This is a genomic window from Pontibacter sp. LHS1, assembly GCF_058932855.1.
The window spans coordinates 151,902-164,969 of record NZ_JBZYWF010000004.1; the positions used below are offsets into that span (position 1 = coordinate 151,902).

At 45.6% G+C, this 13,068-nt stretch carries 9 protein-coding genes and 3 tRNA genes; all 12 read right to left on the reverse strand.

The features are described from left to right. Positions 1-4: 4 nt before the first annotated feature. The 12 genes from rpoC to AC5FXQ_RS10040 all read right to left on the reverse strand — a co-directional run bounded on the left by rpoC (position 5) and on the right by AC5FXQ_RS10040 (position 13,061). Positions 5-4,330, reverse strand: a complete 4,326-nt coding sequence (gene rpoC / locus AC5FXQ_RS09985; protein ID WP_493602303.1) for a DNA-directed RNA polymerase subunit beta' — start codon at positions 4,328-4,330, stop codon at positions 5-7. A 102-nt stretch (positions 4,331-4,432) separates the two neighbouring features. Then, a complete protein-coding gene (rpoB, locus tag AC5FXQ_RS09990) occupies positions 4,433-8,311 on the reverse strand; it encodes a DNA-directed RNA polymerase subunit beta (protein WP_493602304.1) in 3,879 nt (1,292 codons plus the stop codon). A gap of 151 nt (positions 8,312-8,462) precedes the next feature. Continuing rightward, positions 8,463-8,843, reverse strand: a complete 381-nt coding sequence (gene rplL / locus AC5FXQ_RS09995) for a 50S ribosomal protein L7/L12 (RefSeq protein WP_007654319.1) — start codon at positions 8,841-8,843, stop codon at positions 8,463-8,465. Between the two features lie 42 nt (positions 8,844-8,885). Beyond that, complete coding sequence (gene rplJ / locus AC5FXQ_RS10000) at positions 8,886-9,410, reverse strand: 50S ribosomal protein L10 (protein WP_493602305.1); 525 nt, start codon at positions 9,408-9,410, stop codon at positions 8,886-8,888. 4 nt (positions 9,411-9,414) lie between these two features. Further along, on the reverse strand, positions 9,415-10,107 hold the full coding sequence (gene rplA / locus AC5FXQ_RS10005; protein WP_007654321.1) for a 50S ribosomal protein L1: 693 nt from the start codon (positions 10,105-10,107) through the stop codon (positions 9,415-9,417). Positions 10,108-10,123: 16 nt separating this feature from the next. Continuing rightward, positions 10,124-10,567: a 50S ribosomal protein L11 gene (rplK, locus tag AC5FXQ_RS10010; RefSeq protein ID WP_007654322.1), complete on the reverse strand. Its 444-nt coding sequence runs from the start codon at positions 10,565-10,567 to the stop codon at positions 10,124-10,126. A gap of 12 nt (positions 10,568-10,579) precedes the next feature. Next, a complete protein-coding gene (nusG, locus tag AC5FXQ_RS10015; RefSeq protein ID WP_493602306.1) occupies positions 10,580-11,137 on the reverse strand; it encodes a transcription termination/antitermination protein NusG in 558 nt (185 codons plus the stop codon). A gap of 9 nt (positions 11,138-11,146) precedes the next feature. After that, on the reverse strand, positions 11,147-11,338 hold the full coding sequence (gene secE / locus AC5FXQ_RS10020) for a preprotein translocase subunit SecE (RefSeq protein ID WP_007654324.1): 192 nt from the start codon (positions 11,336-11,338) through the stop codon (positions 11,147-11,149). A 28-nt stretch (positions 11,339-11,366) separates the two neighbouring features. Next, positions 11,367-11,439, reverse strand: a tRNA-Trp gene (locus AC5FXQ_RS10025). A gap of 108 nt (positions 11,440-11,547) precedes the next feature. Continuing rightward, a complete protein-coding gene (gene tuf, locus AC5FXQ_RS10030) occupies positions 11,548-12,735 on the reverse strand; it encodes an elongation factor Tu (RefSeq protein ID WP_493602307.1) in 1,188 nt (395 codons plus the stop codon). 69 nt (positions 12,736-12,804) lie between these two features. Continuing rightward, positions 12,805-12,876, reverse strand: a tRNA-Thr gene (locus AC5FXQ_RS10035). 112 nt (positions 12,877-12,988) lie between these two features. Continuing rightward, positions 12,989-13,061 (reverse strand) — tRNA-Gly (locus tag AC5FXQ_RS10040). Between the last annotated feature and the right edge of the window lie 7 nt (positions 13,062-13,068).

The window sequence follows — 13,068 nt, forward strand, 5'->3', positions numbered from 1 at the left end:
CTGCTTATCTATTGTTCTGTAGTTCCTGCTGCTTGGCGCGGCTTCCAACTCCAGATCTTTTTGATTCTACTAATGAATCGTATTCTTCCTGGCTTCCAACAATCAGGTTTTGGTAATCGCGCAGACCTGTACCAGCCGGGATCAGGTGACCTACGATCACGTTTTCCTTCAGACCTAACAGTTCATCGGCTTTACCTTTGATCGCTGCTTCGCTCAGTACTTTTGTAGTTTCCTGGAACGACGCTGCAGAAATAAAGCTTTGTGTACCCAATGAAGCCTGTGTAATACCTTGCAGGGTAGGACGCGAAACGGCTGGAGATGCATCACGCACAGTCACCAGTTTCAAATCACGCCGCTTCAGGCTTGAATTTTCGTCACGCAGTCTTCTCGCTGTCACGATCTGTCCTGGCTTCAGGTTAGTTGAGTCACCAGCATCTTCTACTACTTTCATGTCGATGATGCGGTCGTTTTCTTCCATGAAGTTAACCTTGTCCACCACCTGGTGCTCCAGGAAGCTTGTGTCACCAGCATCGATGATCACAACTTTCTGCATCATTTGGCGAACTACCACCTCAATGTGCTTATCGTTGATCTTCACACCCTGCAGACGGTATACTTCCTGAATCTCGTTTACCAGGTACTCTTGTACTGCACCAGGGCCTTGAATATTCAGAATGTCTGTTGGTGTGATGGCTCCATCTGACAACGGCATACCTGCACGAACAAAGTCATTGTCCTGTACCAGAATGTGCTTGGAAAGCGGCACCATATATTTCTTCTTCACACCGTCCTTAGACTCGATGAAGATTTCACGGTTACCACGCTTCACGCTACCATAAGTCACCACTCCGTCAATTTCAGAAACAACTGCCGGGTTTGACGGGTTACGCGCTTCGAACAATTCAGTAACTCGTGGAAGACCACCTGTAATGTCTCGTGTTTTACCAATCGCACGTGGGATCTTCACTAGAATCTGACCAGCTTTGATCTTTTCTCCGTTCTCAACTGTCAAGTGTGCTCCTACCGGGATATTGTAGCCTTTCGACTCACCACTCTTCGGATTCACAATGATAGCCGGGTTCTGGGTCTTATCTTTTGTATCAATAATTACCTTCTCACGGTATCCTGTCTGCTCGTCCGACTCTTCACGGTAAGTTATACCTTCTATGATTGACTCGTAAGCAATTTCACCGTCAAACTCTGAAAGGATTACTGCGTTGTATGGATCCCACATACACAGTTGGTCACCTTTCTCTACAAGCTGCCCGTCATTTACAGTAATGAATGAACCGTAAGGCACGTGGTTACTTATTAATAGTTTCCCAGTGGCCGGATCAACGATCTTAATCTCACCTGAACGACCCATTACTACTTTTACTGGCTCACCTTCGTTGTTGATGGTTTCGATCGTACGAACATCTTCGAATTCGATCTTACCAGCGAACTTCGCACGAATCATAGCATCTACAGCGATGTTTGACGCTGTACCACCTACGTGGAATGTACGGAGTGTCAGCTGTGTACCAGGCTCACCGATTGACTGTGCGGCGATTACACCAACAGCCTCACCTTTCTGCACCATAAATCCTGTTGCCAGGTTACGGCCGTAGCACTTAGCACAGATACCGCGCTTCGACTCGCAAGTCAATACCGAACGAATCTCTACTGTCTCGATCGCAGTGTTTTCAATAGCACGTGCTACTTCCTCTGTCACCTCTGAACCTGATTCAACAATCAGTTCATTCGTGATCGGATCGTATACATCGTGTACCGTCACACGACCAAGGATACGCTCAGAAAGCGATTCCACGATATCTTCATTGTCCTTCAGTGCACTTACTTCCAGACCACGTAGTGTACCGCAGTCTTCCTCGTTCACAATTACGTCCTGCGATACGTCTACCAGACGACGTGTCAGGTAACCAGCATCCGCAGTCTTAAGGGCTGTATCGGCAAGACCTTTACGAGCACCGTGTGTAGAGATAAAGTACTCGATTACATCCAGTCCTTCCTTAAAGTTAGAAAGGATCGGGTTCTCGATAATTTCACCTACTGAACCTTGCAATGACTTTTGAGGCTTGGCCATCAGACCACGCATACCACCCAGCTGACGGATCTGCTCTCTCGAACCACGAGCACCAGAGTGCATCATCATGAAGATCGAGTTAAAGCCTTGATCATCATTCTCCAGGCGACGCATCAACGTTTCAGTGATCTGGTTGTTGATACGGGTCCAGATATCGATTACCTGGTTATAACGCTCGTTGTCAGTGATTAGACCCATGGAGTAGTTCTGCCATACAGCGTCTACATCTTTCTTAGCCTGAGCTACCAGAATGTCTTTCTCTGCTGGGATCTGGATATCGCCGAGACCCATTGATAGACCGCCTTTGTAGGCAGACTGGAATCCGAGTGTTTTGATATCATCCAGGAAGTGAGCAGTACGGGCCATACCCGTCTCCTTGAATACTCTGGAGATAATCTGCTGAAGTTTCTTCTTCGTTAGCAGTTCATCAATGTATCCAACTTCTTCCGGAACAAATTGATTGAAGATTACGCGGCCAGCAACGGTCTCAATTGACTTCGTTACCAGTTCACCTTTCTCGTCTCTTATTCTTGTTCTTACCTTAATATAGGCCTGCTTAGAAAGACGGCCTTCGTTGATGGCGATGATCACTTCCTCCGCAGAGTAGAAGCTCATGCCTTCACCAAGTATCTTTTCGTTTTCAGTGCTACGCTTTCCTTTAGATACATAGTATAAACCTAGTACCATGTCCTGAGAAGGTACCGCAATTGGAGCACCGTTAGCAGGGTTCAGGATGTTGTGCGAAGCAAGCATCAGCATAGAGGCTTCCAGAACAGCAGCAGGTCCAAGTGGAACGTGCACCGCCATCTGGTCACCGTCAAAGTCGGCGTTGAATGCCGTACACACCAGTGGGTGCAGCTGAATCGCCTTGCCTTCGATTAGTTTCGGCTGGAACGCCTGTATACCTAATCTGTGGAGCGTAGGAGCACGGTTAAGGAGTACTGGATGGCCTTTCAGCACATTCTCCAGGATGTCCCAAACAACAGGGTCCTTGCGGTCAACGATTTTCTTCGCTGACTTCACAGTCTTCACAATACCTCTTTCGATCAGCTTGCGGATGATGAACGGCTTGAAGAGCTCAGCCGCCATGTTCTTAGGCAGACCGCACTCGTGCAGCTTCAATTCAGGACCAACCACAATTACCGAACGGCCAGAGTAGTCAACACGCTTACCAAGCAAGTTCTGACGGAAACGTCCCTGCTTACCTTTCAGCATGTCAGAAAGTGATTTCAGCGCACGGTTACCTTCTGCACGAACAGCGTTCACTTTACGTGAGTTATCGAACAGGGAGTCAACCGCTTCCTGCAGCATACGCTTCTCGTTACGAAGGATTACTTCAGGAGCCTTGATCTCGATCAGACGCTTCAGACGGTTGTTACGGATGATAACACGACGGTATAGGTCGTTCAAATCCGAAGTTGCAAAGCGGCCACCATCCAATGGAACAAGCGGACGAAGCTCTGGCGGAATAACAGGCACCATGCGGATGATCATCCACTCTGGTCTGTTTTCAATCCTTGTTGTTGCATCACGGAATGCTTCCACCACACGAAGACGCTTCAAAGCCTCAGCTTTACGCTGTTGCGACGTTTCGTGCGCTGCAGCGTGACGAAGCTCATAAGACAAGTCGTCCAGGTTCGTACGCTCAAGCAACATCTGTAATGCTTCAGCACCCATTTTCGCGATGAACTTGTTTGGATCGTTGTTGTCCAACATTTGGTTCTCGCGTGGGAGCTTGTCTATCATATCCAGGTATTCGTCTTCTGTCAGGAAGTCGAGTGTGTTCACACCGTCTTCTGCCAAAATACCTGGCTGGATAACTACATATCTTTCGTAGTAGATTATCTGGTCTAGCTTCTTTGTAGGTAAGCCTAGCAGATAACCAATTTTATTAGGAAGAGATTTGAAGTACCAGATGTGTGCTACAGGAACTACCAGTTCGATGTGGCCCATGCGCTCGCGGCGCACTTTCTTCTCAGTAACTTCTACACCGCAACGGTCGCAGATGATACCTTTATATCTGATTCTCTTATACTTTCCGCAGTGGCATTCCCAGTCCTTTACAGGTCCGAATATTCTTTCGCAGAATAGACCACCCATTTCAGGCTTATAGGTTCTATAGTTGATTGTCTCAGGCTTTGTAACCTCGCCATTTGATCTCTCCAGAATCGACTCTGGAGAAGCCAGGCTTATCGTTACTTTGGAGAAGTCCTGAGTTAGCTTTTTGTTTTTTGCAAATGCCATATTATTACAATAATGTCGATACAATGAATATGCCTTACAGCTAATCTGTATAAAGTGCGCTAAGCGCCCTGACTTCTGCCAGGACGCTTAGCTTATACTTTACTACTCTAAGGTGATCTCGAGTGCCAGACCTCTTAGCTCGTGAATCAATACGTTGAATGATTCCGGGATATTTGGCTTAGGCAACACATCACCTTTTACGATTGCCTCGTAGGCTTTCGCTCGGCCGATCACGTCGTCAGATTTCACTGTAAGTATCTCCTGCAGTACGTTCGAAGCACCGAATGCCTCAAGTGCCCACACCTCCATTTCACCAAAACGCTGACCACCGAACTGGGCTTTACCACCCAATGGCTGCTGTGTAATAAGTGAGTATGGTCCGATAGAACGCGCGTGCATCTTATCATCAACCAAGTGGCCCAGTTTAAGCATGTAAATCACACCTACTGTTACCGGCTGATCGAAACGATCACCTGACAGACCATCGAACAAGTATGTACGGCCAAAGCTAGGCAATCCAGCTTCTCTTAGTTCAGACTGTACCTGCTCCTCTGTAGCACCGTCGAAGATTGGAGTAGCATAAGTTCTACCCAATTTCTTGCCAGCCCACCCAAGAACGGTTTCATAAATCTGACCGATGTTCATCCTTGAAGGTACACCCAGTGGGTTTAGCACGATATCCATAGGCTCACCTGTTTCCAGGAACGGCATATCCTCTTCACGCACGATACGGGCAACCACACCTTTGTTACCGTGACGACCAGCCATCTTGTCACCTACTTTCAGCTTACGCTTCTTAGCGATGTATACTTTGGCTAGCTGCACGATACCTGCTGGCAACTCATCTCCAACCTCCAGTGTGAAACGCTCACGCTTAAAGTGTGCAGATGTAATGTTGCGGCGCTTGTTATAGTTCTTAACAAGCTCCACCAGCATATTGTTGGTTTTCTCATCAGTCGTCCAGTTCTCCAGAATCAGATCCTTGAACATGTTCACTTCCTCAGGAACCGCATAGTTACTCTCGTCCTTATATGGGTTCTTCTCAGGGAACAGTGCCTCAATGATGTTCTTTCTGCTGAACTTAACTCCTTTAGACAGAATCTCGTCACCAAACTTGTGCTTGATACCCTGAGACGTTTTGCCTTCCAGCAAAGCCACCAGCTTATCAACCATCACGTTCTTAATGGCGTTGAGGTCTTTCGAGTATTTTACTTTTAACTCTTCAACCTCTTTCTTAGACTTAGCCCGCAGGTTTTTGTCTTTCTTAGGTCTTGAGAAAAGCTTTGTTTCAATAACTACACCGTTCAGTGATGGCGGCGCCTTAAGCGATGCATCCTTCACATCTCCGGCTTTGTCACCGAAGATGGCACGCAGAAGTTTTTCTTCCGGAGTCGGGTCAGTCTCACCTTTTGGTGTAATCTTGCCGATCAGAATATCACCTTCACGAACCTCAGCACCGATACGGATAATACCGTTTTCGTCCAGGTTCTTTACGGCTTCCTCGCTTACGTTTGGAATTTCAGAGGTCAGTTCTTCTTCACCACGCTTGGTCTCACGAACCTCAAGCTCGAATTCCTCGATGTGGATAGAAGTGAAGATATCATCTCTTACTACTTTTTCAGAGATAACAATAGCATCCTCGAAGTTGTAACCTTGCCAAGGCATGAAAGCCACCTGCATGTTACGACCGATTGCGAGTTCACCATTATTAGTAGCATAACCTTCGCAAAGCGGCTGACCTTTCGTTACACGCTGACCTGTATAAACGATCGGAGTCAGATTGATACAGGTATCCTGGTTCGTTCTTCTGAACTTAATCAGGTTGTATGTCACATACTCTGCATCGAAGGCAACCAACTTCTCTTCTTCTGTCAGATCGTATTTTACCACGATCTTGTTTGCGTCTACAAAGTCTATTACACCGTCACCTTCAGCGATAACAAGTGCTCTTGAGTCAATAGCCGCTCTTCTTTCCAGACCTGTACCTACAATCGGAGCTTCAGCTTTCAAAAGTGGAACAGCCTGGCGCTGCATGTTTGAACCCATCAAAGCACGGTTGGCGTCATCGTGCTCCAGGAACGGAATCAACGAAGCCGCTACGGACACGATCTGGTTCGGCGCAACGTCCATATAAGTATATGTCTTAGGTTCTTCCACAGGGAAGTCACCTTCGAATCTACCTTTTACTCTATCATTGATGAAGTTACCTTTGTCATCGATTATGGCATTAGCCTGCGCGATGTGGTGGGTATCTTCTTCTTCTGCTGTCAGGTATTCAACAGCCCCATCCATCTCTACTATACCATCGCTCACCTTACGATAAGGTGTCTCGATAAAGCCCATGTGGTTAACACGAGCATGCACGCATAGTGATGAAATCAGACCGATGTTCGGACCTTCCGGTGTTTCAATTGTACACAGACGACCATAGTGCGTGTAGTGAACGTCACGAACCTCGAAACCAGCGCGCTCTCTGGATAGACCTCCTGGCCCGAGTGCAGACACACGACGCTTGTGCGTCACTTCTGCCAGCGGGTTGGTTTGGTCCATAAACTGAGACAGCTGGTTAGTTCCGAAGAACGAGTTGATCACAGAAGACAAGGTACGCGCGTTGATCAGGTCAACAGGCTTGAAGTCTTCGTTGTCACGCACGTTCATACGCTCCTTGATTGTTCTTGCCATACGGGCAAGACCAACGCCAAACTGCGCATAAAGCTGCTCGCCTACCGTTCTTACACGACGGTTGCTCAAGTGGTCAATATCGTCTACTACAGCCTTGGAGTTGATCAAACCGATCAGGTACTTTACAATAAGAACGATGTCCTCATTTGTTAGCACTTTCGCATCCCAGTTTGTATCAAGTCCGAGCTTCTTGTTGATTCTGTAGCGCCCAACTTCACCCAGATCGTAACGTTTATCTGAGAAGAACAGCTTCTGGATAATGTCACGTGCAGTTTCCTCGTCTGGCGCCTCAGTATTACGAAGCTGACGGTAAATCTGCTCTACAGCTTCCTTCTCAGAATTTGAGTTATCTTTCTGAAGTGTGTTGTAGATAATGGCATAGTCTGCAATGTTCACGTTTTCACGGTGAAGAATGATAGACTTGGTACCAGAATCCAGGATAACATCGATATCGTCCTGCGTAATTTCTGAATCACGCTCCAGAAGCACTTCGTTACGGTCTATTGACACTACTTCACCTGTATCCTCATCCACAAAGTCTTCTGTCCAAGTGCGTAGCACACGTGCAGCCAGTTTTCTGCCGATCGCATTCTTCAGATTTGTCTTTGTAGCAGGCAACTCTTCAGAAAGACCGAAAAGATCCAGAATATCCTTATCTGTACCATAACCGATAGCACGCAGGAGCGTTGTTACCGGAAACTTCTTCTTACGGTCGATGTAGGCGTACATAACGTTATTCACGTCTGTTGCAAACTCAACCCAAGATCCTTTAAAAGGAATAATTCTGGCAGAATAAAGTTTTGTACCGTTTGTATGCTTGCTTTGCGCAAAGAATACACCCGGAGATCTATGAAGTTGAGATACAATAACACGTTCAGCACCGTTGATAACAAAAGAGCCTTTCTCGGTCATGTATGGGATGTTTCCCAAAAACACTTCCTGCTCGATTGTCTCAAAGTCCTCGTTGTCTTCATCATTACAGATGAGACGAAGCTTAGCCTTTAGCGGAACCGAATATGTAAGACCACGGTCAATACACTCATCTACTGAGTATTTTGGCGGGTCTATATGGTAGTCGATAAACTCTAGTACAAAGTTTTCTCGTGAATCGGAAATCGGAAAGTTCTCAGCGAACACCTTGAACAAACCTTCCTGAGCCCTATTTTCAGCAGGAGTCTCCAGCTGGAAGAAGTCCTGGAATGACTGCAGCTGAACATCAAGGAAGTCAGGGTAGTCAATAACCGGATTTATAGAGGCAAAATTGATTCGCTCTGTCGTTTTATTCTTAGCCAAAGCCATGGAATTTTAACGTTTACAATATGATTCCAGCACACAGCCATTCGTATAGCCATGGGCAAAAAAAGGATTCAAATTTGAATCCGTATACAAACAGGAAAAGACCTGACGAAACTGCCAGGTCTACCTGTTCTCGGTATGTTGGTAAGTGAGATTATTTAACCTCTACTTCAGCGCCAGCTTCTTCCAAAGACTTCTTCAGTGATTCAGCTTCGTTCTTATCCACACCTTCTTTCAAAGGCTTAGGAGCGCCGTCTACCAGTTCTTTAGCTTCTTTCAGGCCAAGACCAGTCAATTCTTTTACAAGCTTAACAACTGCAAGCTTAGATGCACCAGCTGACTTAAGGATTACGTCAAAAGAAGTTTTCTCTTCTGCAGCAGCTCCTCCTTCAGCAGCACCACCACCAGCCATCATAACTGGAGCAGCAGCAGCTGGCTCGATACCATACTCATCCTTAAGAATTGTAGCTAGTTCATTAACCTCTTTCACAGTTAAGTTTACTAACTGCTCAGCGAATGCTTTCAAATCTGCCATTTTATTGAAATTAAAAGTTACTTATTGATTACGTTTTTAAAATTATTCTTTTTCAGATAGGGTTTTCAGGATGCCGGCCAGTTTGCCACCGCTGCTCTGGAGAGCAGAAACAACATTCTTAGCTGGAGACTGAAGCAAGCCAATGATTTCACCGATAAGCTCGTTCTTAGACTTGATGCTAGCGAGTGTGTCAAGCTGGTTCTCACCAACGTAGATACCGCCATCAATGTAGGCACCCTTCAACAATGGAAGTGCACTGCCTTTCTTTCTGAAGTCTTTCAGAAGCTTACCAGGTGCATTACCTGACTCAGCAGAAAACACAATACCAGATGAGCCTTTCAGTACAGTCTCTAAACTAGTAGTGTCTGCCTCTAGGGTATCTAATGCTTTCTTAATGAAAGTGTTTTTGTAAACTTTATACTCCAGGCCTCTATCATAGGCCATTCTCCTGAACTGATTGATGCTGGCTACAGTCATAGTAGACGCATCTGTGATATAGAAATAGCTAGTGTTCGCTAACTTCTCGCTCAGGTCTTTAACAATTATCTCTTTTTCTTCCCTGGTCATGTTCTTAGATAGTTGCGTTCTTGTCAACGATTACGGCCGGGCTCATTGTGCTAGACAATGTTATGCTCTTAATGTAAGTACCCTTTGCTGAAGATGGCTTCAGGCGGTTCAGTGTAGCAATCACTTCTGCAGCGTTAGCAGCTAACTGCTCTGGTGAGAAAGAAACTTTGCCAACACTTGTATGGATTATACCATACTTGTCAACTTTAAAGTCGATCTTACCTGCTTTAACTTCTTTTACTGCTTTAGCAACGTCTTGTGTAACTGTACCAGACTTAGGGTTTGGCATCAGGTTACGTGGACCTAAGATTCTACCTAAACGACCTACTTTAGCCATTACAGCTGGCATCGTGATGATCACGTCTACATCCGTCCAGCCTTTTTCAATCTTTTGGATATAGTCATCCAGACCTACGAAGTCAGCGCCTGCATCTTTGGCTTCCTGCTCTTTGTCAGGTGTTACCAATGCCAGTACTTTTACGTCTTTACCGGTGCCATGTGGAAGGGTAACAATACCACGTACCATCTGGTCGGCTTTGCGAGGGTCAACGCCTAAGCGTACATCAATATCAACAGAGGCATCAAACTTTGTAAAAGTGATATCTTTTACAACTGAAGCCGCATCTGTTAAAGAATACTCTTTTGTCAGGTCAGCCTTTTCTAAGGCTGCTTTCCTGTTCTTTGAAATCTTCGCCATTATCCTTTAACTCTAATTATTCGTTCCACGGAGCGTTTCCAGACACTGTAATACCCATGCTTCTAGCTGTACCAGCTACCATCTTCATAGCGGCCTCCAATTTGAAAGCATTTAAGTCAGGCATTTTCAGCTCTGCAATCTCTCTTACCTGATCCCATGTAACTGAACCTACTTTGTTACGGTTTGGCTCTTTAGAACCACCCTTAATCTTAGCAGCATCCATTAACAATACCGGAGCAGGAGGCGTTTTAATAACGAAGTCGAAGGACTTATCTGCGTATATTGTAATCAACACTGGTAACACTTGTCCTGGCTTATCCTGGGTTCTAGCATTGAACTGCTTACAGAACTCCATGATGTTAAGACCTTTAGAACCAAGTGCAGGTCCAATCGGTGGCGATGGGTTCGCGGCACCTCCCTTTACCTGAAGTTTCAGGTAACCTTTTATTTCCTTTGCCATTATTTGTATTTACTACGATTCTTTTTCTACCTGTATGTAATTCAGCTCAACTGGTGTGTTACGGCCGAATATCTTCACCATAACATTAAGCTTCTTACGTTCTTCGAACACTTCTTCTACAGTACCTGAGAATCCACTGAAAGGACCATCCATCACTTTCACCATTTCTCCAACTAAGAATGGAGTATCCAATACTTCTGCCTGTTCTTCAGCTTCGTCTACAGTACCCAGTATTCTGTTTACTTCAGACTGACGCAGTGGAACCGGCTTTTTATTCTGACCTCCCTCGTTTGAACCGAGGAAACCAATAACACCTGGAGTGCTGATGATAATGTGCTCAGCTTCACCATGTGAAAGATCAGCTTGTACCAGTACATATCCTGGGAAGAAGTTTCTCTCTCTGATCTTTTTCTTTCCACCTCGCATCTCATACACCTTCTCAGCTGGTATGAGAACCTGAGGAACGTACTCTCCAAGATTCTGTCTAACTACTTCGTTCTCAAGATAAGCCTTTGCCTTTTTCTCCTGTCCGCTTACAGCGCGAACCACATACCATTTTAAATCAGCCATAGACTCAAATTAAAACTGGTTGTAAAACCAAGACAACGACGAATCAAAAACGAAATCCATAGCTCCAACTACCAGAGCAAATATTAAAGACCCGATCAACACCAATACAGAGCTATTCTGCAGGTCAGAATATGCAGGCCATGAAACTTTGTTTTTCATTTCCTCCACTGTCTCGTCTATGTAGCCTTTTACTTTGCTCATCGCCTTCGCTTTAATAGTATTTAAATTGCACGGGTGGAGAGACTCGAACTCCCAGCCAATGGTTTTGGAGACCACTACTCTACCAATTGAGCTACACCCGTAAAAAAATGCACACCAATTTTAATTGGAGTGCAAATTTATTTAAAAGAATATTAAAAACAAACCCGTTTCCGAAAAAGATTCCAGAAACGGGTCAGTTTTATATATTATTAGTCAAGGATTTCAGTTACCTGACCGGCACCTACTGTTCTACCACCCTCACGGATAGCGAAACGCAGGCCTTTTTCCATTGCTACAGCGTTGATCAGGTTTACCTCGATCGTGATGTTATCACCAGGCATAACCATTTCTACACCTTCTGGCAGCATGATCTCACCAGTAACGTCTGTCGTTCTGAAGTAGAACTGTGGACGGTACTTGTTGAAGAATGGCGTGTGACGGCCACCTTCTTCTTTAGAAAGAACGTAAACCTCAGCCTTGAACTTCGTGTGAGGCTTCACAGAACCTGGCTTACAGATAACCATACCACGACGGATATCAGATTTCTCTATACCACGAAGAAGTAGACCTACGTTGTCACCAGCTTCACCTCTGTCAAGGATCTTGCGGAACATCTCTACACCAGTTACTACTGACTTCAGGTTCTCAGCACCCATACCAAGGATTTCTACTGCCTCGCCAGAGTTGATCACACCACGCTCGATACGGCCTGTTGCTACAGTACCACGACCTGTGATAGAGAACACGTCTTCAACTGGCATCAGGAATGGAAGGTCAACCAGACGCTCCGGAAGTGGAATCCAACTATCTACTGCATCCATCAGTTCCTCGATAGTCTTCACCCACTTGTCGTCGCCGTTCAAGCCACCAAGAGCAGAACCCTGGATAACTGGAATATTGTCGCCGTCGAATTCGTAGAATGAAAGAAGCTCACGGATTTCCATCTCAACAAGCTCAAGAAGCTCTGGATCGTCCACCATGTCCACTTTGTTCATGAATACTACCAGCTGAGGTACACCTACCTGACGAGCAAGAAGGATGTGCTCACGAGTCTGTGGCATTGGACCATCAGTTGCAGCAACCACAAGGATAGCACCGTCCATCTGGGCAGCACCAGTAACCATGTTCTTCACGTAGTCAGCGTGACCTGGGCAGTCAACGTGAGCATAGTGACGGTTCTCAGTTGCGTATTCTACGTGAGAAGTATTGATTGTAATACCTCTTTCTTTTTCTTCTGGAGCGTTATCAATAGAAGAGAAGTCGCGAAGTGCAGCAAGACCTTTCTTAGCCAAAACTGTAGTAATGGCAGCAGTCAAAGTTGTTTTGCCGTGGTCAACGTGACCGATAGTACCGATGTTTACGTGCGGTTTGGAACGGTCAAATGTTTCTTTAGCCATTGTATGATAATTAAATTAAGGTTAAAACGTTTAAGTATGTTGCGTTAATTATACACGTAACGGACTTTGAGCCAACGATGGGAATTGAACCCACGACCCCTTCCTTACCAAGGAAGTACTCTACCCCTGAGCTACGTCGGCTTTTGCCATCACTTATCTTAAAAATGAGTTTATACTAAAAAGGAAATCCATCTTCATGAAATTCCTTACAAAGCAACCCATAATTGATAAGCAGCACGCCGTTTGCTTATTGAGCGGGAGACGAGGGTCGAACTCGCGGCCTATAGCTTGGAAGGCTATCGCTCTACCAACTGAGCTACTCCCGCTTTTAAT

Excerpts from the sequence above, each read along its gene's own strand:
- rplJ (WP_493602305.1), bottom strand. The coding sequence starts at position 9,410 with ATGACCAGGGAAGAAAAAGAGATAATTGTTAAAGACCTGAGCGAGAAG.
- rplL (WP_007654319.1), bottom strand. The coding sequence starts at position 8,843 with ATGGCAGATTTGAAAGCATTCGCTGAGCAGTTAGTAAACTTAACTGTG.
- rplK (WP_007654322.1), bottom strand. The coding sequence starts at position 10,567 with ATGGCAAAGGAAATAAAAGGTTACCTGAAACTTCAGGTAAAGGGAGGT.
- nusG (WP_493602306.1), bottom strand. The coding sequence starts at position 11,137 with ATGGCTGATTTAAAATGGTATGTGGTTCGCGCTGTAAGCGGACAGGAG.
- rpoB (WP_493602304.1), bottom strand. The coding sequence starts at position 8,311 with ATGGCTTTGGCTAAGAATAAAACGACAGAGCGAATCAATTTTGCCTCT.
- secE (WP_007654324.1), bottom strand. The coding sequence starts at position 11,338 with ATGAGCAAAGTAAAAGGCTACATAGACGAGACAGTGGAGGAAATGAAA.
- tuf (WP_493602307.1), bottom strand. The coding sequence starts at position 12,735 with ATGGCTAAAGAAACATTTGACCGTTCCAAACCGCACGTAAACATCGGT.
- rpoC (WP_493602303.1), bottom strand. The coding sequence starts at position 4,330 with ATGGCATTTGCAAAAAACAAAAAGCTAACTCAGGACTTCTCCAAAGTA.
- rplA (WP_007654321.1), bottom strand. The coding sequence starts at position 10,107 with ATGGCGAAGATTTCAAAGAACAGGAAAGCAGCCTTAGAAAAGGCTGAC.